This window comes from Nocardia sp. NPDC057227, assembly GCF_042669725.1.
In the GTDB taxonomy this organism is placed as follows: Bacteria; Actinomycetota; Actinomycetes; order Mycobacteriales; family Mycobacteriaceae; genus Nocardia; species Nocardia asteroides_A.
The window spans coordinates 47,858-69,225 of sequence record NZ_JBHUXA010000010.1; the positions used below are offsets into that span (position 1 = coordinate 47,858).

At 72.4% G+C, this 21,368-nt stretch carries 22 protein-coding genes; 12 read left to right on the plus strand and 10 right to left on the minus strand.

Annotated features, from left to right (window positions below; translation table 11 throughout):
- Positions 1–76: 76 nt before the first annotated feature.
- The 5 genes from ACFUJ1_RS16065 to ACFUJ1_RS16085 form a co-directional block, all read right to left on the minus strand.
- Positions 77–418: a DUF418 domain-containing protein gene (locus tag ACFUJ1_RS16065; RefSeq protein WP_378646201.1), complete on the minus strand. Its 342-nt coding sequence runs from the start codon at positions 416–418 to the stop codon at positions 77–79.
- Complete coding sequence (locus ACFUJ1_RS16070) at positions 418–813, minus strand: hypothetical protein (RefSeq protein WP_378646203.1); 396 nt, start codon at positions 811–813, stop codon at positions 418–420. The genes ACFUJ1_RS16065 and ACFUJ1_RS16070 overlap by 1 nt, the downstream gene beginning before the upstream one ends.
- A 133-nt stretch (positions 814–946) precedes the next feature.
- On the minus strand, positions 947–2,611 hold the full coding sequence (locus tag ACFUJ1_RS16075; protein ID WP_378646205.1) for a three-helix bundle dimerization domain-containing protein: 1,665 nt from the start codon (positions 2,609–2,611) through the stop codon (positions 947–949).
- Between the two features lie 273 nt (positions 2,612–2,884).
- Positions 2,885–3,985 carry a hypothetical protein gene (locus ACFUJ1_RS16080; protein WP_378646207.1) on the minus strand — a complete coding sequence of 367 codons (1,101 nt, stop codon included), beginning with the start codon at positions 3,983–3,985 and terminating at the stop codon, positions 2,885–2,887.
- Positions 3,986–3,999: 14 nt separating this feature from the next.
- Positions 4,000–4,557, minus strand: a complete 558-nt coding sequence (locus ACFUJ1_RS16085) for a TetR/AcrR family transcriptional regulator (protein WP_378646562.1) — start codon at positions 4,555–4,557, stop codon at positions 4,000–4,002.
- A gap of 98 nt (positions 4,558–4,655) precedes the next feature.
- Here ACFUJ1_RS16085 and ACFUJ1_RS16090 point away from each other — a divergent pair, with 98 nt between their 5' ends.
- Positions 4,656–5,081 carry a 4-oxalocrotonate tautomerase family protein gene (locus ACFUJ1_RS16090; protein WP_378646209.1) on the plus strand — a complete coding sequence of 142 codons (426 nt, stop codon included), beginning with the start codon at positions 4,656–4,658 and terminating at the stop codon, positions 5,079–5,081.
- A gap of 18 nt (positions 5,082–5,099) precedes the next feature.
- Here ACFUJ1_RS16090 and ACFUJ1_RS16095 read toward each other — a convergent pair whose 3' ends face one another.
- Positions 5,100–5,588, minus strand: a complete 489-nt coding sequence (locus tag ACFUJ1_RS16095; protein ID WP_378646211.1) for a putative immunity protein — start codon at positions 5,586–5,588, stop codon at positions 5,100–5,102.
- A 175-nt stretch (positions 5,589–5,763) separates the two neighbouring features.
- Between ACFUJ1_RS16095 and ACFUJ1_RS16100 the strand changes: the two genes are divergently transcribed.
- Positions 5,764–6,342: a dihydrofolate reductase family protein gene (locus ACFUJ1_RS16100; RefSeq protein ID WP_378646212.1), complete on the plus strand. Its 579-nt coding sequence runs from the start codon at positions 5,764–5,766 to the stop codon at positions 6,340–6,342.
- Positions 6,343–6,481: 139 nt separating this feature from the next.
- Positions 6,482–7,570, plus strand: a complete 1,089-nt coding sequence (locus ACFUJ1_RS16105) for a diguanylate cyclase (protein ID WP_378646214.1) — start codon at positions 6,482–6,484, stop codon at positions 7,568–7,570.
- Between the two features lie 202 nt (positions 7,571–7,772).
- Here the strand turns inward: ACFUJ1_RS16105 and ACFUJ1_RS16110 are convergent, their stop codons facing one another.
- On the minus strand, positions 7,773–8,222 hold the full coding sequence (locus tag ACFUJ1_RS16110; protein WP_378646216.1) for an HIT family protein: 450 nt from the start codon (positions 8,220–8,222) through the stop codon (positions 7,773–7,775).
- A 45-nt stretch (positions 8,223–8,267) separates the two neighbouring features.
- Here ACFUJ1_RS16110 and ACFUJ1_RS16115 point away from each other — a divergent pair, with 45 nt between their 5' ends.
- Positions 8,268–9,167 carry a macrolide 2'-phosphotransferase gene (locus tag ACFUJ1_RS16115; RefSeq protein WP_378646218.1) on the plus strand — a complete coding sequence of 300 codons (900 nt, stop codon included), beginning with the start codon at positions 8,268–8,270 and terminating at the stop codon, positions 9,165–9,167.
- A 9-nt stretch (positions 9,168–9,176) separates the two neighbouring features.
- Here ACFUJ1_RS16115 and ACFUJ1_RS16120 read toward each other — a convergent pair whose 3' ends face one another.
- On the minus strand, positions 9,177–10,586 hold the full coding sequence (locus tag ACFUJ1_RS16120) for an alpha/beta hydrolase domain-containing protein (RefSeq protein ID WP_378646220.1): 1,410 nt from the start codon (positions 10,584–10,586) through the stop codon (positions 9,177–9,179).
- Positions 10,587–10,792: 206 nt separating this feature from the next.
- Between ACFUJ1_RS16120 and ACFUJ1_RS16125 the strand changes: the two genes are divergently transcribed.
- Both ACFUJ1_RS16125 and ACFUJ1_RS16130 read left to right on the plus strand, forming a co-directional pair.
- A complete protein-coding gene (locus tag ACFUJ1_RS16125; protein ID WP_378646222.1) occupies positions 10,793–11,959 on the plus strand; it encodes a site-specific integrase in 1,167 nt (388 codons plus the stop codon).
- A 62-nt stretch (positions 11,960–12,021) separates the two neighbouring features.
- Positions 12,022–12,594 carry an ADP-ribosyltransferase gene (locus tag ACFUJ1_RS16130; RefSeq protein ID WP_378646226.1) on the plus strand — a complete coding sequence of 191 codons (573 nt, stop codon included), beginning with the start codon at positions 12,022–12,024 and terminating at the stop codon, positions 12,592–12,594.
- Between the two features lie 216 nt (positions 12,595–12,810).
- On the opposite strand, the gene ACFUJ1_RS16135 is transcribed toward ACFUJ1_RS16130, so the two are convergent.
- Positions 12,811–13,422 (minus strand): flavodoxin family protein, encoded by a 612-nt coding sequence (locus ACFUJ1_RS16135; RefSeq protein WP_378646230.1) that lies wholly within the window; start codon positions 13,420–13,422, stop codon positions 12,811–12,813.
- A gap of 185 nt (positions 13,423–13,607) precedes the next feature.
- Between ACFUJ1_RS16135 and ACFUJ1_RS16140 the strand changes: the two genes are divergently transcribed.
- The 3 genes from ACFUJ1_RS16140 to ACFUJ1_RS16150 all read left to right on the plus strand — a co-directional run bounded on the left by ACFUJ1_RS16140 (position 13,608) and on the right by ACFUJ1_RS16150 (position 16,957).
- Entirely contained in the window at positions 13,608–14,276 is a 669-nt protein-coding gene (locus ACFUJ1_RS16140; RefSeq protein ID WP_378646232.1) for a response regulator, read from the plus strand.
- The gene (locus tag ACFUJ1_RS16145) at positions 14,276–15,343 is read left to right on the plus strand and encodes an ATP-binding protein (protein WP_378646564.1); all 1,068 of its coding nucleotides are present in this window, start codon (positions 14,276–14,278) and stop codon (positions 15,341–15,343) included. The genes ACFUJ1_RS16140 and ACFUJ1_RS16145 overlap by 1 nt, the downstream gene beginning before the upstream one ends.
- A 237-nt stretch (positions 15,344–15,580) precedes the next feature.
- Positions 15,581–16,957, plus strand: coding sequence for a DUF4153 domain-containing protein (locus ACFUJ1_RS16150; protein WP_378646234.1), 1,377 nt, complete (start codon positions 15,581–15,583; stop codon positions 16,955–16,957).
- Here ACFUJ1_RS16150 and ACFUJ1_RS16155 read toward each other — a convergent pair.
- Entirely contained in the window at positions 16,954–18,306 is a 1,353-nt protein-coding gene (locus tag ACFUJ1_RS16155; protein WP_378646236.1) for an FAD-dependent oxidoreductase, read from the minus strand. The two genes, ACFUJ1_RS16150 and ACFUJ1_RS16155, sit on opposite strands and share 4 nt — an antisense overlap.
- On the opposite strand from ACFUJ1_RS16155, the gene ACFUJ1_RS16160 reads away from it, so the two are divergent.
- The 3 genes from ACFUJ1_RS16160 to ACFUJ1_RS16170 all read left to right on the plus strand — a co-directional run bounded on the left by ACFUJ1_RS16160 (position 18,277) and on the right by ACFUJ1_RS16170 (position 21,209).
- Positions 18,277–19,257, plus strand: coding sequence for a helix-turn-helix transcriptional regulator (locus ACFUJ1_RS16160; RefSeq protein ID WP_378646238.1), 981 nt, complete (start codon positions 18,277–18,279; stop codon positions 19,255–19,257). The two genes, ACFUJ1_RS16155 and ACFUJ1_RS16160, sit on opposite strands and share 30 nt — an antisense overlap.
- 113 nt (positions 19,258–19,370) lie before the next feature.
- A complete protein-coding gene (locus tag ACFUJ1_RS16165) occupies positions 19,371–20,651 on the plus strand; it encodes a family 1 glycosylhydrolase (RefSeq protein ID WP_378646240.1) in 1,281 nt (426 codons plus the stop codon).
- Positions 20,652–20,714: 63 nt separating this feature from the next.
- The gene (locus ACFUJ1_RS16170; protein ID WP_378610622.1) at positions 20,715–21,209 is read left to right on the plus strand and encodes a MarR family winged helix-turn-helix transcriptional regulator; all 495 of its coding nucleotides are present in this window, start codon (positions 20,715–20,717) and stop codon (positions 21,207–21,209) included.
- The last annotated feature ends 159 nt before the right edge of the window (positions 21,210–21,368 follow it).

Genomic DNA, 21,368 nt, shown 5'->3' on the forward strand with positions numbered 1-21,368 from the left:
GTCCATCGGGGATTCCTTCGGCGCGCTGATCCATTCACGGTAGGGCCGATGGGTGGCGCGCGACAGCCGTGACTTGTCACGCCCCCTGATCGATCCGCCAGGGTGGCAGCGTGTTGTAGGTGACCGCGCGCAGCAGCCACTCGACCGGGCCGTACGGGTGCTGCGCCGGCCACCGGCTGCTCGCCGCGTAGAGCGCCGCCACGATCAGCACCGAGACCCCGAGTACCGCGAGCGGCGGCAGCTCGTCGGCGAGCGCGAACCCGTACCCGTACCCGGTGAGCACGAGCATGAGCAGCACCGACTGGGCGATGTAGTTGCCGGCGGCCATTCGCCCGGCGGGCGCGAGGATCGCGGTCACCCGCGCGCCGGAGCGGCCGGTGGCGAGCAGCGCGATGCCCGCCAGGTAGGCGGCGGCCATCAGCGGATCGACTGCCCCCTGCACACTGCCCCAGAAGCCGGGCGCATCCCACCAGTCCAGACCAGGATCAGGAAGATCGGCGCCGGCTCGGTCTGGGCGGCGAGCGTCGAGGAGAACGAACCGGCGTACTGCTGGGCGTAGCCGGGCAGGTCGAGCACGGAGTAGAGGTCCCGCGTGTCGTTGTCGGGCAGCAGCCAGGTCGCGGTCCACGCCACCAGCAGTGCGCCCGCCAGGATCAGCGCGGCGCGGTCCCCGATTCCGCGCAGCGCGACCAGCAGCAGCCCGAGCACCGCGAACAGGGTGAGGATGTCGTTGAGCCAGAGCAGCTCGACGTGCAGCACGCCGAGCGTCAGCAGCGCGAGGCAGCGCCGCACCAGCCGCGGCGCGGGCGCCACCCCGGCGCGCTCGGCGGCCGCGATCTGCAGTGTGAACGCGTACCCGAACAGGAAACGAGGAGCGCGAACCCGCGCACGGCGTCGAGCACCGTGCTGCGCACCGTCGTGTCGATCACGATCGAACTCCAGGTGCTCACCGGTAGGCGGCGGCGACTCCGTCGATCATGCGCTCCAGCGTCTCCGAGGTCGGGGTGTCGACGACGTCGATCAGGTCGGCCGCGACCGGTACCCGGTGCCGCTCGGCGACGGCGGCGAAACCGCCGGTGCGGAAGCCGTGCTCGGCGGCGAGGCGCTGCAGGTCGGGGTCGGTGCTGAGCAGTTCGCCGACCCGGTCCCCTGCCTTGCCGAGCGGGATCACGGTGTGCTGGGAGAGCACGGTCGGCGAGGGGTAGGCGAGCACCATGCCCGGTTTCGTCTGCCCCGCGACGACGGCCTCCACGAACTGGGATTCGTAGATCCAGACCAGGGGCGCGGGACCCATTCCGGTGGCGAGGTATTCGCGGAACGGTCCCTCGCTGGTGCCTTCGGTGCGGCCCTGGCCGGCGAAGAGCCTGCCGAGCAGCGGCAGTACCCGGCGCTCGGCTTCCGCGTCGGCGACGACGGCGTTGTCGTTGGCGACGAAGCCGGCGACGGCCAGGTACATGGCGGCGGAGTTCGAGGTGCGCGGGTCGGTGGTGGAGACGAGGACGTTCTTGCGCACGGGGTAGGTGGTGTTGCCCGGGAGCCGCTCCCATTCGACGTTGTCGCGCACCAGTTGCAGGTAGCGGGCGATGTCCAGGGTCGGGATCGGGCCGGGGCGGATCACGCCGGCCGCGGTGAGCGCCTCCACGATCGGGGTGAAGGTGGCGACGGCCATGGGTGAGGAGAACGGGGTGTACTTCGTCGCGATGTTCTGTTCGCGCTGGATCCGGTCGGCTGCCGTCGCGCTGGAGGGGAAGACGAACTCGTAGCCGTCGAGGTTCAGGGTCGCGATCTGGCGGGAGCCCGCCGGTTCCACCTGCACGTTCAGGCCGTGGCGGGAGAAGACCTCCGCGACGCGGGGGTCGGCGAAGAACTCCGACTTCTCCGAGCCGACGAGGCCGCGCACGGTGACCGGGGTGGTCGCGGCGACCGGGGCCGGGTTGTCGTCGCCGGGGCGGGTGGCGGCGACGCCGAGTACCGCGGTGAGGACCAGGACGAGGCCGACGACCAGGGGGACCACGGGGCGTTCGACGGCCCATTTGCGGGCGACGCCGAAGAAGCTGAGGTGGTCGTCGGGGGTGGCGGGGATCGTGATGAACGGGATCTCCGGGGCCGCGTGCCGGGGGCCGGTGCGGGGTTCGCCGTTGCCGTTCGCCGGGGTGGGGGTGTCGGCGGGGTCCTTGCGGATTTCGCTGCCGTCGGCGGTGTGCTGCTCCGGGCCTGCGGGTCCCGTTCCCGGTGTCGATGTGACGTTCGCTGTCGCTCCGGCGGCCGCCGGATGCGATTCGGCCTGCACGGCCGCGATGGCGGTCTCGGCGCCGCTGTGCACCGCGGAGCCGACGGCATGCTCCTCGCCGCTCGGTCTCTTCGTCTCCGGGGCGACGGTCGCCCGCTCCGCGGCGGGGAGCTGCTCGAGTTCGCGGCGCGCGACGCGTTCGATGAGGATCGGGACGAACTCGCGCACGGGGTGCCCGGCGAACCGGGCGCGCACCGAGTGCACGGTGCGTTCGATCCGGTCGGCGGAGTGCGTGTCCGCGAAGTTCTCCGCCAGCGTGTCCGTCACCCGCCGGATTGCCTGTTCCTCGCGGTTTCCGCCGTCCGCCTCGCCACCCACCACAGTCTCCTCACCTCGCCCGAATGCGCCCGCGCGAGGCCGCCCCCGCCGCCGCGCCGCGGGAACCCTACTACCGGCAGGTGTCGAGGGCGTGCGTCGCCGGAGGGTCGAATGCGTTGCGCGGACACCTGTTTCGCGGTGCCCGCCACGGCGGAAAGCGCTGGTCCGCAGCGGAACCCGGGCGGCGGCGACCGTGCGGCGAACGAGGGTGTCGCAGCGAAGATTTCACCTGCTCTCCGCCCGGGCGACGGTCGGTGTTCGGGCCGCGTTACCCGGTCAGCGCGGCTGGGCGAGCAGTGCGTCGAGCTGCTGCTCGGCTCGTTCGGCCCTGGCCAGGGTCTGGGCGCGGGCCTCGTCGAGGGCCTGCGCGCGGCGGGCCGCGTCGGCCTCGGCCTTCGCGAGTGCGGCCGCCGATTCCCGGCGTAGCTCGGTCAGCTGCTCAGCCGCCGTCCGCCGTGCCTCGGCGAGTTCGTCGCGCAGGGTGCCGGTTTCGGCGCGCGCGGTGTCGAGTTCGGCGCGCAGCCGCTCCACGTCCCGGCGCGCGCCGGTGAGCGCTTCGCCGCGTTCGGCGGCGATCTCCTCGGCGCGCTGCGCGGCGCGTTCGGCGTCGGCGGCGCGCTGGTCGGCGCGCGCGGTGTCGGCGGCGGCGGCGCCGATCCGGTCGACGGCCTCGGTGCGGACCCGCTGGATCTCGGCGTCGGCGTGCTCCTCGGCCGCCGAGACGCGCTGGTGTGCTTCGGTTTCGATGTGCTCGCGGGCGGTGTCGAGTTCGGCGCGGGCGGCGGCGATCCGCTCGTCGGCGCCGCTGCGCGCGGCGAAGACGTCCTCGGCGGCCTGCGCGGTGATCCGCCCGACCTCGGCGAGTGCTTCGGCGCGGGCGGCATCGGCCGAAGCCACTGCCGCCTCCGCGCGCTCGGCGGCACCCGCGGCGTCGTCGGCGGCGGCTTCGGCGGCCGCGCGCGCCTCCACGGCGGTGCGGCGCCGCTGCTCGGCGTCGGCGGCGGCGACCTCGGCCTCGGCGATCCGGCGGCCGGCCTCGGCCTGGGCGGCCTGCACCTGGGCTTCGGCGACCGAGGGGTCGGCCAGGGTGCCTAGTTCGGTGGCCGCGGCGCCGAGCGTGGCGCTGAGCTGCTCGGCGAGTGTCCGGAACTGGCCGAGCAGTTCGTCGGCGCGCAGCCGAGCCGCCGTCACCGGCGCACCATCCGTCACAGTGACAGCGGGCGCGTTTTCGGTGCTCTCCAGCTGGCGCTGTCGTTCACGCCAGGCCCGCCAGCGGGTGTGGTCGACGTGGTCGCAGTACTCCGACGGCCTGCCGGGGCCGCCGCTGCGGGTGACGGGCCGGTGGCAGCCCGGATAGTTGCACATGCTCGATGCCACAGGGCGCATCGTAGCTAGGCGGGCCCGGTGGGGAGGACAGCGCGGACGGCGGCTTCGAGCGCGTCGGCGATCCGATCGAGGGGGTCGATGGCGCGCTGGGCCCGGCACACCGCGACGCTGCCCTCGATGGCGGCCACCACGAGCGCCGCGGTGCGATCCGCGTCCTCGGTGGTGGCGCCGTGCTCGCGCAGCGCGGCGGCGAGCAGGTCGGTCCAGCGGGTGAAGGCGGCCGCGGCGGCGTGGCGGGGTTCGGCGTCGAGGTCGGGGTGCTCCTCGACCGCGACGGCGAGCACCGGGCAGCCCGCCTGGAAGTCGCTGTCCAGCACGATGCCGCGCCAGGTGGCGACGAAGGCGCGCAGCCCGGCGATCGGGCCCGCCGCGAGTTCGCGGGTCAGCGTGCGGGCGATGAGCCCGTCGGCGAGGCGGACCGCCTCCGCGGCCAGCTGCGCCTTGCCGCCCGGGAAGTAGTGGTAGGTCGAGCCGAGCGGGGCGCCGGTGTGTTTGGCGAGCTCCCGCACGCTGGTGGCGTTGTAGCCGCGGCGGCGCAGCATGTCCGCCGCGCCCGCCACCATCCGGTCGCGCTGTCCGGGCACCGGCCACCTCCTTGCTCATAACGACTGTCATAGCGTACCGTTTCCGGGGATATAACAGTCGTCATAAGGAGTTCGACATGCCGTTCATCCAGCTGACCCTGCCCGCCGGCGTCCTCGACGAGCGCGCCCGCCGCGGGCTGCGCGACACCCTCGCCGCGACGCTGCTGCACTGGGAGGGCGCGCCGGACACCGCCTTCTTCCGCGCGCAGGCGTGGGCGCAGATCCAGGAGGTCCCGGGGAACGATTTCGGCGCGCTCGGCGACGACCTGCCGCGCTTCCGGGTGGACGTCACCGTTCCCGAGGGCGCGCTCTCGGATCGCCGCCGGGCGGGGCTGGTCCAGCAGGCCACCGCCGATGTGCTGGCCGCGGCGGGGTTGCCCGCCGACGACGCGCCCCGGGTGTGGGTACTGGTACGCGAGCAGCCGGAGGGCACCTGGGGCGCGGCGGGGACCGTCATCCGCTTCGCGGATCTGAAAGCGGCGGCTGCCCAGCAGCGCGCCTGACCGGTCGGGTGCGGCCGGTCAGGGCCGCAGCCTGCGATCCAGTTCGCGGAGTAGCTCGCCCGCGCGGCCGCGTCCGGGCGGGGCGGGCGGGTAGCGGCGCAGTACGGCGATCACCGCCGGGGCGGGTGTGACGGCCGGTGGTTCTTCGGAGCCGTCCAGTTCGGCGGCGTGCGCGGCGAAGGCGGCCGCGCCGAGGATGTGCCAGACCTGGGTGGCTTTCGCGATCGGGTGCAGGTAGGCGGCGCTCGCTGCCGCCACGGCGGCCCGGGCGGCTTCGCTCGCGGCGGGCTGTCCGGTGTCGCGGGCTTCCCGGTAGGCCCGCTGTGCCGCCCAGGCCGCGTCCCGGAGCTGCCTGGTGCGGGGCCCGCCCTCGGCGAAATCGCGGGCCGCCTCGACGGCCAGGCGGGGGCGGGGGTCGCCGGGGCGGTGCCGTTCGTAGCGGGTGAGGGCGGGTTCGGCGCAGGTGACGGCGTAGGCGGTGACGGCGCGGAGTTCGTCGAGGTCCATGTGGTTCGACCGTATCGTTGAACCGCCGGTTGGCGGTTCGGTGCGCGTGAGCAGGGAAAACGGTGCTCGGAGCCTCGACTGTGAGTGCCGGGCGGCCGCGCGCCGCGATGAGTTTCGCGCCGGGGCCCCGTCTGCACCGACGAACCCCGAGCCCACCGGATCCGAGGAGCGCCGCATGACCGCCACCTACACCTTCGACGTCTACTCCACCCTGGACGGCTTCGCCTCCTACGACGAGCCCGGCGACTGGGGCGGCTACTGGAGCAAGGAGGGCCCTGAGTTCCTGGCCCACCGCGCGACCGTGCTCGGCGCGGACCAGCGCATGGTGCTCGGCGCGAACACCTTCCGGCAGTTCGTGGCGCTGCTCGGCCCGATCGACCCGGCCGAACTGGACCCGGTGAACGCCCGCATGCGCAGCATGCCGACCACGGTGGTCTCGACGACCCTGCCCGGTACCGGCGACTGGCCGGACGCCACCCTGGTCCGGGACGACGCCGTGCGGGTGGTGACCGAGCTCAAAGCGGAGTCGGCGGTGCCGCTGCGCTCGCACGGCAGCCTGTCGCTGAACCGGTCGCTGCTGGCGGCGGGGCTGATCGACCGGATCCAGGTGACGATCTTCCCGGTGCTCTCCGGGCGGACCGGGGCCGAGCGGATCTTCGAGGGCGTCGCCGACTACGACCTCGAGCTGCTGGAGAGCCGCACCTTCGACGGCCGGATCCAGGAGCTCGTCTATCGCCCCTCCCGGCACGGCTGACTCCGGCGTCGTCGGGCCGTGTCCGATCCGGATCACCGGGGTCCGGCCTAGACTGCTGCGCATGAGCTGATGGGAGTCGCTGGACTCCGACGCTCGGCACGAGGACGGTGGACGGCGCGGTCGGACCGAGGGTGGCTGGATGAACGACGGCAAGACGCTGCTGGCCTGGTGGAACGATCCGGTCGACTACGCGTGGCTGGTGGAGACCCTGGCGGCGCGTTCGGCGCTGGGGCCGCTGCGGCTGCTGGTCGGGCTCGCCGGGCTCTCGATCGCGGTGATGGGGGCGGTGATCGCGGGCACGCCGATCGGGCCGGTGCATCCGGTGGTCACCTCGACGGTCGGGGTGGGGGCCGGAATTCTGTGGGCGCTGCGCTGGTGGTTGCTGCCGTGGCCGGGGAGCACCGAGTCGCTGGTGCTGATCGGGATCGCGGACGTGCTGTTCACCGTGGAGTTCCTGCAGGTGCCGGATCGGCTGTTCGGTGCGATGGGCGCGGTGCTGCTCGTGGTCACCGGCAGTTACCTGGGGTTCTTCCACAGTGCGCGGGCGCTGGCGGTGCACACCGCGTGGTCGCTGCTGTCGGTGATCGTGTTCTCGGTGCGGATCGCGACCGGCGGACACGACGTTCGGCTGGCGCTCGCCGTCGGGTTGCTGCTGATCGCGGCTGTGGTGAGCGTGCTGCCCGCGCTGCAGATCCTGTACTGGCTGCTGCGCACCGAGTCGCTGTCGGATCCGCTCACCGAACTGCTCAACCGCCGCGGTCTGGAGATCCGGCTCCCCCGGCTGGTGCGCGGCTACCCCGCCGTCTGCGTGATCGCCTTCGACATCGACCGGTTCAAGGAGGTCAACGACACCTGGGGGCACCGGGTCGGGGACACCGTGCTGGTCAGCACCGCGCGCAGGCTGCACGAGGCGGCGGGGACGCCCGCGGTTGTCGCGCGGACCGGCGGCGAGGAGTTCGTCGTCGCCGTCCCGCTGGGCGCGGTCGCCGCGCGCGCCGAGGCCGAGCGGCTGTGCCGCGCGGTGGCCGAGCCGGGCCCGACCGAGGTGGAGGTGACCGCCAGCGTCGGGGTGGCGGTCTTCGACACCGCCGCCTGCCCGGACTGTCCGCGCCCGACTCCCGAGCGGCTGCTGCACGCCGCCGATGCCGCCATGTACCGGGCCAAGCAGGCGGGCGGGAATCACGTGGTCGTCGACGAGCTCACGCTGCCGCCGGAGCACCGGCACTGAGAATCAGAGCAGTTCGACCTCCCCGAACTCGGCGATCAGGCTGTGCCTGCGGCCGCGCAGCACCCCGCCCTCCCGGTGCACGACGCCCTCGAGCCGACCCCGACCGGCCACCCCGGCTTCGACTGGGCTCGATTCCCCCTCATCACCGATGTCGGCGCCGGCTGCGGCACGCTGCCGGCCGCGATCCTGCAAGCCAAGTACCTCAGTCCGGCATTGCCGCAGCCAGTTCGGCGCACAGCGCGCCGAGTTCGGTCGCCGGGATGCGGGGCGCGGTCGTGGAGTCGGCGTCGTGCCAGGAAACGGCGGCCGGAGTCGCCGCCGGGCGGGTGAAGACGTGCTGGTGCAGGTGGACGCCCGCCGCGCTCAGTCCGGCGACGAAGGTGAACACGTGGCCGGGCGCGAGGACGCGGCGCAGCGCGGTGATCGAGGAACGGACAGCCCGGGCGACGGCTACGGTCTCGGCGTCGTCGAGCCCGTCGAGGGTGGCGACATGGCGGCGGGGTTCGACGAACAGGTACCCCGGCCGCGCCCATTCTCCGGCGGCGGGCCGGTGGGTGACGACAACCAGGTCGTCGGCGCGGACGAGCGGGCTCGCCAGCGGCCCGGTCCCGCGGTGCTTGGCGCAGATCAGGCAATCCCGTATGAGCTGCACGATATCGAATGGACCCGGTGCGGGCCCGCATGAAAGTCTCGGCCCATGAGCACGATCGACGACGTCGTCGCCCTGGCGTCCGCGCACGACCTGCACCTCACCCCCGAGGGGGCGACGGTGATCGAGGCCGGCCTCGACTACCGCGTCGTCCTCGCCTCCGACGACGCGGGCCGCCGCTGGGTCCTGCGCCTGCCCCGCCGCGCCGACGTCACCGCGGGGATGGCCGCCGAGACCCGCATCCTCGACCTGGTCGCCCCCGCCCTCGCCGCCGACGGCATCGCCGTCCCCGACTGGCAGCTCCGCACCCCGGAGCTGATCGCCTACCCGGCCCTGCCCGGCGCGCCCGGCCTGACCCTGTCCGACGCTGGCGAGCCCGAGTGGCACATGGACCCCGCGAGCCCCGGCTACGCCGCCCGCCTCGGCCGCCTCCTGGCCCGCCTGCACTCGATCACCCCCGAGCAGGCGGCCGCCGCCGGGGTGGAGGTGCGCAGCCCCGAGCAGGTCAGGCAGGGGTGGCGCGACGATATCGCGAAGGTACGCGCGGAGTTCACGGTCGCCCCCGAGATCGCCGAGGCCTGGGCGGCATGGCTGGCCGACGACACCTGCTGGCCCGACCGGACGGTGATGACGCACGGCGAGATCTACCCCGCCCACGTCCTGCTCACCGAGGACGGCACCATCACCGGCGTCCTGGACTGGACCACCGCCCGCGTCGACGACCCCGCCCGCGACCTGGCCGCCCAGTACGGCGCCGCGGGCGAGGAGCTGCTGCAGGCGACCCTGGAGGTCTACGCGCAGGCCGGTGGGCACGTGCACCCGGGCCTGGTGGCCCAGGCACGGAACCTGTGGAACGCCTTCCCCATCGGCTACGCCCTGTACGCGCTCGTCACCGGAGCCGAGAGCGACCGCGCCACCGCCGCCGCGCTGCTGAACCCGCAGAGCTGAACGCCGCTCCTACCCCGCGAACTGACGGCGCGCCGTGATGGTCGCGAGTTCCAGGATCTCCGCCCGATCCGCGGCCACGAGGAAACCGGCGTCGATCGCCCGATCCAGCGCGGCGGTGAAGCCGGCGAGGTAGTCGTCGAGGCCACCGGGGTACCGGCGAGCCAGGTGCGCCGCGTCGAACGGCGCGCCGGACCCGAACAGTGCCGACATGCGATCGTTCTCGGTGTTCGAGCCCGACGTGGCAGCGACGGGAACATCGACCCAGGGAGTCCGCAGCCCACCGCGCGCCACACCGTCGTCGTCGGTGACGATCGTCGGCGGATCCGCCTCCGCCACCTCGATCGGTGCCGCCGCGGGCGCGCCGCGGCCTGCGACGACCCAGTCGTGCAGCCGCGCGATCGCCGCATTGAGCACATAGTGATGCTGCGGCGCGAAGTTGAGGAAGTGGGCCAACTCGCGGCCCAGCATCGTGCTGGTCGGCCGATACGCCTCGGCGAGTGCGGCGACCGGCGCGAGCCCGCTGTCGAGGAAAGCGCCCTGGATCGTGTAGTTGTCGGCGTGCGCGGCGCCGGGAATCTCCCAGACGCGAAGCAGTTCACCGTCCGGTTGCCGAGCCGGGAAGTAGCCGGGGAGTACGCCGCCGAGCAGGTCGGTCTCGGTGATGACGGCGAGCACCGGGACCGGCAGGTCGTCGCGGAAGCGCGGGTGTGGGAGGCGGGCGACGGTGCCGGGGTCGAACATGGATCCCCCGTCGAGCGGTCCGGCGGGGCCGAACCGGGAGTGCACCAGGAATCCGTCGAAGACCTGCCCGAGGGGGACGACGGCGTCGATGTAGGTCGTGAGGAACATGGCCGACTGGGATTCGCCGACCGCGAGGACCCGCTCCGGGTGCAGCCCGGAGAGCAGCTCGTCGCCCCGGTGCCGAGCGGCCGTCCCGAGCTGGCCGAAGATATCGAAGCTGTACTCGTCACCGGGATGGTTCAGGCGTGCGTAGCGCTGCGGATCGACCGTTTTGAGCGAGAAGTCGCCGACCATGCCCGCCCCGCCCTCGATGCCGACGCGCTGCGCCGAGACCCCGACGTAGGCATAGCCTTCGCGCAGCAGTTCGCGGTGCGCCATCATCCACACGGCGGGAGCGTCGAGGCCGCCGCTGACATTGAGCCACTCGACCACCACCGTGCCGTTGAACCGGCCGGCATCGGTGGGGACGAGGGCTACCGCCCTGGTGGCGTAGTCGGCCTGCGTGGCGGGCACGACGTTCCAGTGGCCGTCGGCGCCGAGTTCCCCGACGGGGGCGTAGGAGCTCGCCTTTCCCTCGATGACGAACTCGCCGACCGAGTAGCCGAGGTCGGTCAGGTCGTAGCTTCCGAGCAGCAGGTTCGGTGTGCCCTCGATCGGCGTGAGGATGGGATCTCGCACAGCTGACTCCCTCGTTCCGCGTCGTGTGCCTCGATCGTAGCGGCGATTTCCGCGAATTTTCTGACCTCCGATAAGTGAACATTATCGGAGGTCAGGCAGCGCCTGTTCTCGATCGGCCGCCCTATTACGTTTCGTTTCGTCTTGCAACGCAAACGCAACGTAAATCGCTACTGAAACAGGACCCCACCGGCGGTTATCCTCGACCCGTGCCCGAACACCCCGTCGCCATCCCCGACCCGGTCCAGGCACGCCTCCGCGCCGGCGTGGGCACCGTCCTCATCGACACCGCCGCCCTGCGCCGAGTCCGCGAACGCTTCGACGACACCCAGGCCGGCGCCCTCAGCCGCTACCTCCAGGCCGCCCAATCCGAGAACACCGTCCGCGCCTACCGCGCGGACTGGATAGCCTGGGCCGCCTGGTGCGCCGCCGAAACCCGGCAGGCACTCCCCGCCGACCCCCTCGACCTCGCCGTCTACCTCGCCGCCGCCGCCGACGCCCGAAAACCCGACGGCCGCTGGGCATTCGGCGCCGCGACCCTGGAACGCAAATCCTCCGCGGTGGCGGCGGTGCACGCCGCGAACGGCCTCCCCTCCCCCACCCGCTCCGACGTCGTCCGCATGACGCTGCGCGGCATCCGCCGCGCCCGCCGCACCGCACCCCTACGCAAACGCCCGGTCCTGCTGCACACCCTCGAGCAGCTCCTCGCCTGCCTGCCACCCGCCGGCATGCCCACCGAACCCGCCCGCCGCCGCGACACCCTGCTCCTGCTCACCGGCTTCGCCGGCGCGCTCCGCCGCAGCGAACTCGCGGGGCTGCGCATCGGCGACGTCACCGTGCACACCGACCACCGCACCGGCGAACCCGTCCTGGTCCTGCGCCTGCCCGCCACCAAGACCGACCCCACCGGCACCGCCGAACACCGGGTCGCGCTCCCCCGCGGCAACCGCCCGCACACCTGCCCGGTCTGCGCCTACGCCGACTGGCTCGAACTCCGCGCCGCCAACCCTCGAGACCCGCTCCCGCAGCGGGATCCGGCCCTGCACCGCTGCCACGGCTTCACCGGCACCGACCTACCCGGCGACCTCCCCCTCTTCCCCGCCGTCAACCGCCACGGCGGAATCGGCGACCGCGCCGTCTCCGGCCGCGCCGTCGCCGAACTGGTCAAGCGCTACGCCGCCAAGGCCGGACTCGACCCCGCCCTGTTCTCCGGCCACTCCCTGCGCGCGGGCTTCGCCACCCAGGCCGCCCTCGGCGGCGCCGCCGACCGCGAAATCATGCGCCAGGGCCGCTGGTCCAACCCCCGCACCGTGCACGGCTACATCCGCACCGCCGACCCCCTCGACGACAACGCCGTCACCAAACTCGGCCTCTGAGCACAGCCTCGTGATATCGACGCCGATGCAGAGTCGCGGCCTCCATGTTGAACAATCCTGTTGTGGCAGAGGACGATTTCGGTTTCGACGAATGGCCCTGGGCCGAGGCGGCGCTCGCCGGACAAGGTACCGACCGGCTCACCGTCGACGAACGCGACGTGATACATGCCTACGCGTTCAACGGATTCGAGCAGATCAACGATGCTCTGTGGGGGCAGATCCCGATAACGGCCCCGTTGGCACGTCGCATTGCCCTCATCAGGTCCGGCCTCGCGAAATATCCATTGGCGCAAACGGTTCGCGTGACCCGTGAAGCGGAGGGGTATGTCTACGGGATCGTCGACGAGGAATCGGCGGTCGCGCTGATCGATGCACAGTTCACGCACGACGGCTTCATGTCGACCGCCGGCACAGCTGTACCGCCGCGATCGACGCGGCACCGCGACCCTGTGATTCTGGATCTCCTCGTCCCCGCCGGCACCCCTGCTCTGCGATTAGGTGAACTCAGCCCGGTCCCGCTCGAGCGCGAAGTACTGCTCATCGACGCTCGCAGCTATGTCGTTGTTGGCGTGCGGATGGACGCCACGCGTAGTATCTGGCGTATTCAAGCGATCGTGAAGGGAGGCGAGCAATGAGTGCATTGACGCAGGAAACATGGCGCGCACGCAGGGTGAAGCTGACGCCGGAGCAGGTCGAAGCGAATCGCCGTGATGCCGAGAAGCTGCTGGGCCGCAAGCTTCCCCCGCGCCCCACCACTACAGCAGGTGAGCGCGACCGGTAGCCCGCAAGGGCAGCTCGCGCACGGCGGGCTCGGAGTTGGCGTCGGAAGGTTCGACCCGACTCGGCAACGCCTATGCCGGATACGCCGGGTACTCCTGCGCCCCCAACACCCGCGCCAAATGCGCCGCATTGCGCGCCGCCGCCGCATTCGTGCTCCGCACCGGCTCCGGCACCTCGTCGAGATCGTTGTAATCGATGCCCTGCATCGCCTCCCCGTTCCAATACGTGCACCCCTGCGCGGGAATACTGAACCCGATGTCGTTCAGCGCCTGGAACAGATCCGCGACGATCTTGTGCGCGCCGTCCTCGTTACCGACCACCGCCGCCACCGCGACCTTGCCGACCATGCTCGGCCGATTCTCGTCATCGGTCTCCGACAGCTCCGCGTCCAGCCGCTCCAGCACCCGCTGCGCGACCGAGGACATGTGCCCGACCCAGGTCGGGCACGCCACGATCAGAATGTCGGCCGCCTGAATCCGGGCGCGCAGCTGCGGCCACTGGTCGCCGTCGCCCTCGTCGGCGCTCACCCCGGGCCGGACGTCGTAGTCGACCACCCGCACCGCCTCGCCGGTCACCCCGTGCCCGGCCAGCTCGTCCAGCAGCTGCCCGGCGATCAGGTCACTGCTGGAATCGGCCGGGGACTTCTTCAGCGAGCACACCAGCGCGAGCGCGGTCGGCGCCATCGAAAACCTCCTCGGAACCCGGCCCGCCGACGGGCGACGACGGGCAGCACCGCTGTGCCCGGCCACCCGCCCGGCAAACACCGGTGCACCGCGAACCGGACCGGGTCGCGCCGACCGGCCGACCACACGAAATCTCCACAAACGGGCCAGGAACTCTCCACAGCCCATAACTAGGCTCCCCGACCATGGAGAAGCGCCGGATCCTGGTCGTCGAGGACGAACCCACCATCGCCGAATCGGTGGCGGCGCGGCTGCGCGCCGAAGGATTCACCGTCGAGACCGCACCCGACGGCCCCGCCGGAACCGCCGCCGCCACCCGATTCCAGCCCGACCTGGTCGTCCTCGACATCATGCTGCCCGGCTACGACGGCCTCGAAGTGTGCAGGCGCATCCAGGCCGAACGGCCCGTCCCGGTGCTCATGCTCACCGCCCGCACCGACGAGACCGACCAGCTCGTCGGACTCGGCGTCGGCGCCGACGACTACCTCACCAAACCCTTCTCGCTGCGCATCCTCACCGCCCGCGTACACGCCCTTCTCCGACGCGTCGACCGCGCCGACGACGGCACCGTCACCGTCGTCGGCGACCTCCGCATCGACGCCGGACAGCGCCGCGTCTGGCGCGCCGGGTTCGAAGCCCAGCTCACCCCGCTCGAATTCGAGCTCCTCACCCGCCTCGCGCAACGCCCGCGCATGGTGCACGCCCGCGAACGCCTGCTCGAACAGGTCTGGGACTGGGCCGACGCCACCGGCACCCGTGCCGTCGACAGCCACATCAAAGCACTGCGCCGCAAACTCGGCGCCGACCTCATCCGCACCGTGCACGGCGTCGGCTACGCCCTGGAAACACCGTGATCGCCGCCGTGCGTGCCCGGCTGCGCTGGACAGCGGTCCGGATCAGCGCCGCCCTGCCCCGCCCGCTCGACCCCATCCGCTCCATCAAACTCAAACTCGCCGTGCTCCTGACCTTCGCCGGCGGCATCGGCTTCGTCTTCTTCTGGACCCAGATCGGCTGGATCCCCCCGCGCACCACCCTCACCGCCCTGCTCATCGCACTCGTCTGCTCCCAGCTCCTCGCCCACGGCATCACGCTGCCGCTGCGCGACATGACCGCCGCCGCCCAGCGCATGGCCCGCGGCGACTACACCGTCCGGGTGCGCGCCTCATCCCGCGACGAGGTCGGGCAGCTCGCCGAGGCCTTCAACCGCATGGCGGGCGACCTCGCCGCCGCCGACCGGCAGCGCCGCGACCTCATCGCCAACGTCTCGCACGAACTCCGCACCCCCATCACCGCACTCAACGCCCTGCTGGAGAACCTCGTCGACGGCGTCGCCGAACCCGACCCCACCACCCTGCGGACCGCCCTGCACCAGACCGAACGCCTCGGCCGCCTCGTCACCGACCTGCTCGACCTCTCCAGCATCGAAGCGGGCGCCACCCCACTCGACCGCGAGGAATTCCCGATCGCCCCGCTCGTCGCCGAGGTCGTCGCCGAAGCCCGGGTCATGATCGCCGCGCTCGGCCGCGGCATCCGCTTCCACACGGCCACCGAGCCGGACGCCACCGCGCACGCCGACCGCGCACGCCTGCACCAGGTCCTGCTCAACCTGCTCGACAACGCCGCCGGACACGGGCCGACCGGCGGCGAGGTCCGGCTGCGCGCCCACACCGTCGGCGACGACATCGTCATCGACGTCGAGGACGACGGCCCCGGCATCCCGCCCGCCCAGCGCGCCACCATCTTCGACCGCTTCACCCGCGGCGGCCGCACCGACGGTGGCGGCACCGGCCTCGGCCTCGCCATCGCCCGCTGGATCGTCGACCTGCACGGCGGCACCATCGCCGTCACCGACCCCGGATCCCGCATCCGCATCGTGCTGCCCGCCGCCGCACCGGCAGCCCCCCGACACCCCAAGGAGTGACCCGTGCCCGCCGAAAAACCCTCGGAGACAACCGATCCCGACACGACAGCGGAACCGACCACGAAAACGCCCGTCGCAGTCGCCGACGACGCCACACCCGTCCCACCGCCCGGACCCGCGCGAACCACCTCGGCACCGCGGCTCGCCTCCACCATCCACCCACCCGACCTGCCGGCGACACCCCAGCTGCCCCCGCCGCGCCCACCCCGCCGGCACCTTGTCAGCTACCCCGCGGGCGTGCTCACCGCCGCGGGCACGGCCGGCCTGGCGGGCGTGCTCACCGTCACCCTCGAGCGCCCCGGAATCGGCTGGCTGCTCGCAGGCGCCGCCGCCGTCGCCGCGGTCACCACCGTCTACCGGCGCGCCCTGCGCGCCGTGCCCGCCGAGGACGCCACCGCCCCGGTCTGGCGCTCCGAACGACTGTGGTGGACCCTCGCCACCCTCGCCCTGCTCGCCGTCGGCACCTTCCGCGCCGCGACCTGGCTCTTCGCGCTCTGCGCGATAGCCGCCGGGGTCACCGCCTCACTGGCCGTGCTCGGCCGCCGCACGTTCCACGGATTTCTCTTCGACATCCTCGCCATCCCGCTCACCGCCATCGACGCCACCGGCTGGGTGTGGGCCGCGCAGGGCAGGCGCCGCAGGGACGGCACCGCCACCGGAAACCGTCGGCTCGCCGTCTCCCTCGCGGCCACCATCACCGTGCTGCTGGTATTCGTGCCGCTGCTCACGGGCGCCGACGCCACCTTCGCCGCGGCAATCGACACCATCACCCCCCGCCTCAGCGGCGACACCATTTTCACCTGGATCATCGTCTTCACCGCCCTCGTCATCGGCGTGATCAGCGCCATCTACCTGCTCGCCGGACCACTGGGACCCGCGGCCACGAAACCGCCCCGCCGCACCTTCGCGCTCCTGGAGTGGACACTCCCGGTCGGCACCCTCACCGCGCTGTTCGCCGCCTTCGTCGGCACCCAGCTCGTCGCGGCCTTCGGCGGCGGCGACTACGTGCAGCGCACCGCCGGTCTCACCTACGCCGAGTACGCGCGCAGCGGCTTCTGGCAGCTCTCCGCCGTCACCGTACTTACCCTCGCCGTCATCCTCCCCGTCCTGCACCGCGCCGCCAAGGACACCGCCGCCGAACGCCGCTGGCTCCGCACCCTGCTCATCGCGGTCAGCGGCCTCACCCTGGTCATCGACGCCTCCGCCATCACCCGGCTCTGGACCTACCAGGAGGCCTACGGTCACACCGTGCTCCGGCTCCTCGTCGGCACCACCGAACTCGGGCTCGCCGCCGTCTACCTCATGGTCATCGTCGCCGTGCTCCGACTGCACTGGACCTGGCTGCCGCGCGCCGCCATCGGCACCGCCGTCGCCACCCTGCTCGCACTCGCCGTACTCGACCCCGAACGGCTGATCGCCGACCGCAACATCGACCGCTGGCAGCACACCGGCGCACTCGACACCGGCTACCTCGGCGGCCTCTCCGCCGACATCGCCCCCGCCATCGACCGGCTCCCCGCCGACCTCCGGCTCCGGCTGCGCACCGCCATCGCCCACCAACTCGACGGCGACACCTGGCAGAGCTGGAACCTGGCCAGGCACAAGGCCCGCTAGCGAAGCCCGCGCGCCCGCGCCGCAGCGGCCAGCACCGGGGTAGCGGCCCGCGTCAGCGCCGCCCCGGCCACGGTGTCGGTGAACAGAATCCAGCGCACCGGCCCCATCGCCGCGGCCAGCACCTCGGCACCCCGCTCCCGCATGGCCGCCTCGAACGCCGCCACAGCCGGTACCAGCGCCGACGAATGCCCCAGCCGCTCGACCAGATCGGCCGCATCCCGAATCGCCGCACCGGCGCCCATCCCCGCGGTCGGCGGCGTGGCATGGACCGCATCGCCGAGGGCGGTGATCCGCCCCGCGCCCCACGGCGCGAGATCCCGCGCCCGGGATGAGGCCGCATTGAAGCGGAACGCCGCCACCGTCGCCGGATCGGCCGCTTCCAGCACCTCCAGCACCTGCGAACTCCAGCCCAGCTCCCCGAACCGGGCCACAAGCGCCGCCCGCAAAGCGCTCCCGTGCAGCTTCCGCAGCGCGCCGGTCGCCGACGTATCAGGGAACATCGCACCCCAGATGAACGTCGGCCCGGTGGTCACCGAGGCCCGCAGCTCGGGCCGATCCAGCACCGCATTGCCCACCGGATCGAGAAACCCCAGATACAGCGCCGCACCGCGCGGCCCGACCACCAGCCCCGACCGCGTACCCAGCCGCTCCCGCTCACCCGCGCTCAAATTACCCACCGAGGTCCGCCCCGAGAACCCGACGATCCCGGCCGGCGCGTTCGTCGGCCCACCCGCCAGAAACCGCGCGACGAGCGAATGCGCGCCATCCGCCCCGACCACCAGATCACCCGTCACCGAGGAGCCGTCCTCGAACGACACCACCGGCGCGCCGTCCCCGTCGTACCCGACCCCGGACACCACCTTCCCCAGGTGCAGATCGGCACCGACCGCCTCCGCCAGCAGCGCGCGCAGCGTGATCCGGTCGATATCGAGGCTCGGATCGTCGCGCAGCTCCGGGCCGTACCCGAGCACCCGCCCCCGCCGATCCCAGAACGCATCCGGATCACGCAGCCGCAGCGCCGAACCCGACGCCAGCATCCGCTCCACGATCTCCGGGGCGACCAACCCGCGCAGCGCCTCCTGCGCCCGCCCGTCCAACGTGATGTGGTACCCGCCCGTCGCCCGGACATCGGTGTCCCGCTCGAACACCGACACCTCCGCCCCCGCCCGCCGCAACCCCGACCCCAGCGCCAACCCGCCGATTCCGCCTCCGACAACAACGACCCGCATCACTTCCACTCCTTCATCCGGCAACCTGCGCCGAACGATGCCGCCCATACCGGACACCGGATGACCACTACCGCGCGCACCATGGACACCGTGGCAACAACATCCCGGCGCGCCCTGCACCTGCTCTCCCTGCTCGCCGCCCGCCCGCAGTGGTCGCTCCCCGAACTCACCGAGCGACTCGAGGTCAGCGCCCGCACCGTCACCCGCGACCTCGACACGCTCCGGCAACTCGGCTACGCCATCACCACCGTGCGCGGCCCCGGCGGCGGCTACCGGCTCGGCGCGGGCAGCACCCTCCCGCCCCTGCTGCTCGACGACGACCAGGCACTCGCCGTCGCCGTCGCGCTGCAGACCGCGCCCGCCACCATCTTCGGCCTCGCCGACGACACCGCCCGCGCCCTGGAGACCCTGACCCGCGCCATGCCGCCCCGGCTCCGCGCCGCCATGGGCACCCTGCGCCTCACCCAGCTCCGCAACTACTGGGAGTTCCCCGCCCCGCCCATCGACCCGCGCGCGCTCGCCGTCGTCGGCACCGCCGTGCGGCGCAGGCACACGCTCGTGGTCGAGACGCTGCGCGCCGACGGCACCCGGCCCGACCCCGCCGACCCCGACTTCACCCCGGCCCGCCGCATCGAACCGCACCACCTCGCGGTGTGGGCGGCCCGCTGGTACCTGGTCGCCTGGGAGGACGGCTGGCGCGTCCTGCGCGTCGACCGGCTGCGGCCGCGCGCCACCACCGAACCGTTCCCGGAGCGGGAGCTGCCCGGCGACGACGTCGCCGCCTTCGTCATGACCAGCCCCGACCGCGGCGATACCCCCGCGGCCTGGCAGTGCACCGGATCGGCGCGGCTCGGGCTGCCCGCGGACGTGGTCGCGCGGTGGGCGCCCGGCGGGTCGGTCGTCGAGCACATCGATGCCGGGCACTGCCGGCTGACGCTGGGCGCGTGGTCGTGGGCAGGCATTGCCGGAATCCTGGCCACCTTCGACACCGAGCTCACCGAGGTACAACCGCCGGAGCTGGTCCGGGCATGCGCCCGAATCGCCAAGCGCTGGGCACACTTCCCTTCCTGATCGATGCTGTCTTTTCTGTTTTGTGAGAGTGAGCTTCATATAGTTAGATGCGCATATCTAGGTACCACCATTTATTAAACATCCGGACGAGTGACCAGTTACGCTGTGCCGCGATGCGTATCGTGGCCGTCCTCATCGCCCTGCTCCTGTTCGCTCCCCCGCAGGCCGGAGCCTCCCCGGGAGCACCCGCTCCCCTGCCCCGCGACTTCCTCTGGGGCGTCGCCTCCTCCGGCTTCCAGTCCGAAGGCGATGCCCCGGACAGCAATTGGGCTCGCTACGCCGCCCGCGAGGACGAGCCGTACGGCGATTCCATCGACTTCCACGGCCGGTTCCCCGAGGACATCGCGCTCGCGAAGGGGCTGGGGGTGCAGGTCTATCGGATCGGGGTCGAGTGGGCCCGGGTGCAGCCGCAGCCGGGGGTGTGGGACGAGGCCGGGCTGCGCTTCTACGACGAGGTGATCGCGGCGATCCGTGCTGCGGGCATGCGGCCGATGATCACCCTCGACCACTGGGTATACCCGGGCTGGCAGGCCGACCGCGGCGGCTGGGGCGACCCGGAGATGGTGCCGAACTGGCTGGCCAACGCCCGCACCGTGGTCGACCGCTACGCCGCCGCCGACCCGCTCTGGGTGACCTTCAACGAGCCCGCGGTCTATCTGCTGCGCGAGGTGCAGCACGGCGCGCTGCCCGCCGCCGACGTCCCGCTCATGCACGAGAAGATCGCGCAGGCGCACCTGGCGATCTACGACCACATCCACCGGGTGCGGCCGGGCGCCATGGTCACCAGCAATGCCGCCTACATCCCCGCCGTCGACGGCGCGGTCAACGGCGCCCTGCTGGAGCGGATCGGCGGCGCGCTCGACTACATCGGCATCGACTACTACTACGGCCTCTCCCCCACCGCGCTGCGCACCCCGTACGACTTCGAGAAGCTCTGGCAGAACCCGCTCGAGCCCGAGGGCATCTACTACGCGCTGCGCCACTACGCCAGGCAGTTCCCCGGCAAGCCGCTCTACATCGTGGAGAACGGCCTGCCGACCGACAACGGCAAGCCGCGCGCCGACGGCTACACCCGCGCCGACAACCTGCGCGACACCGTCTACTGGCTGCAGCGCGCGGTCGCCGACGGCCTGAACGTGATCGGCTACAACTACTGGACGCTCACCGACAACTACGAGTGGGGCAGCTACGCGCCCCGCTTCGGGCTCTACTCGGTGGACGTCCTGACCGACCCGACGCTGACCAGGCGCCCGACCGACGCGGTGCCCGCCTACACCGAGCTGATCCGCGCGAACGGCACCCCGGCCGGCTACCTGCCGACCAGGGACCCGGCCCCGTGCTCGCTGGTCGACGGCCCGGCCAGCTGCGCCGAGCCGGTCACCGTCCCGCGCTGACGCGGTCCGCCCGCGCCGCTCGGATAGGCTGGCCTTTCCGGGTGGTTGGAAAGGATCGCGGGGATGAGCGAGGAGCGCGTGCCGCAGGAGAGCGAGCGCGAGCTGTTGGAGTCCGAGATCTCCGCCGATCTGCGGGCGATCACCGCCGTCTCGGAGCAGCTCGGGCACGTCTTCGCGCGCGCCAACGAGCTGCGGCCGACCGATTTCCGCGCGCTCATGCACATCGCGACCGCCGATATCGAGGGCGACCCGCTCACCGCGGGGCGGCTGGCCAAGCTGCTCGGCATCTCCACCGCCGCGGTCACCTACCTGGTGGAGCGGATGATCGAGTCCGGGCACATCCAGCGCGGCACCGACGCCGCCGACCGGCGCAAGGTGCTGCTGCGCTATGCCGATCACGGCATGGACGTCGCGCGCGGCTTCTTCACCCCGCTCGGCACCCGCACCAGGGCCGCCATGGCCGGGCTGCCGGACGAGGACCTGGCCGCCGCGCACCGCGTGTTCAGCACCCTGATCGATTCCATGCGGACGCACTTCGACGAGCTCACCGGGCGCTGAGCGGCCGCATCGGACGCATCGGCGGCCCGAACCCATCCACCGGCCACCGCGGCCCGAATCTCTTTCTTTTCGCAGGTGGCGCCGCCAGAGGTGGCAAAAACCACTCCGTTTGACGCGTCGATTTCGCGTCATTACTGAGTCACCGGACAACGGCGCCGG

What these genes read in the sequence shown, in the direction of transcription:
- ACFUJ1_RS16140 (WP_378646232.1), top strand. Translation starts at nt 13,608, where the DNA reads ATGGAGAAGCGCCGGATCCTGGTCGTCGAGGACGAACCCACCATCGCC.
- ACFUJ1_RS16105 (WP_378646214.1), top strand. Translation starts at nt 6,482, where the DNA reads ATGAACGACGGCAAGACGCTGCTGGCCTGGTGGAACGATCCGGTCGAC.
- ACFUJ1_RS16090 (WP_378646209.1), top strand. Translation starts at nt 4,656, where the DNA reads ATGCCGTTCATCCAGCTGACCCTGCCCGCCGGCGTCCTCGACGAGCGC.
- ACFUJ1_RS16095 (WP_378646211.1), bottom strand. Translation starts at nt 5,588, where the DNA reads ATGGACCTCGACGAACTCCGCGCCGTCACCGCCTACGCCGTCACCTGC.
- ACFUJ1_RS16170 (WP_378610622.1), top strand. Translation starts at nt 20,715, where the DNA reads ATGAGCGAGGAGCGCGTGCCGCAGGAGAGCGAGCGCGAGCTGTTGGAG.
- ACFUJ1_RS16165 (WP_378646240.1), top strand. Translation starts at nt 19,371, where the DNA reads ATGCGTATCGTGGCCGTCCTCATCGCCCTGCTCCTGTTCGCTCCCCCG.
- ACFUJ1_RS16065 (WP_378646201.1), bottom strand. Translation starts at nt 418, where the DNA reads ATGGCCGCCGCCTACCTGGCGGGCATCGCGCTGCTCGCCACCGGCCGC.
- ACFUJ1_RS16135 (WP_378646230.1), bottom strand. Translation starts at nt 13,422, where the DNA reads ATGGCGCCGACCGCGCTCGCGCTGGTGTGCTCGCTGAAGAAGTCCCCG.
- ACFUJ1_RS16115 (WP_378646218.1), top strand. Translation starts at nt 8,268, where the DNA reads ATGAGCACGATCGACGACGTCGTCGCCCTGGCGTCCGCGCACGACCTG.
- ACFUJ1_RS16100 (WP_378646212.1), top strand. Translation starts at nt 5,764, where the DNA reads ATGACCGCCACCTACACCTTCGACGTCTACTCCACCCTGGACGGCTTC.
- ACFUJ1_RS16085 (WP_378646562.1), bottom strand. Translation starts at nt 4,557, where the DNA reads ATGGTGGCGGGCGCGGCGGACATGCTGCGCCGCCGCGGCTACAACGCC.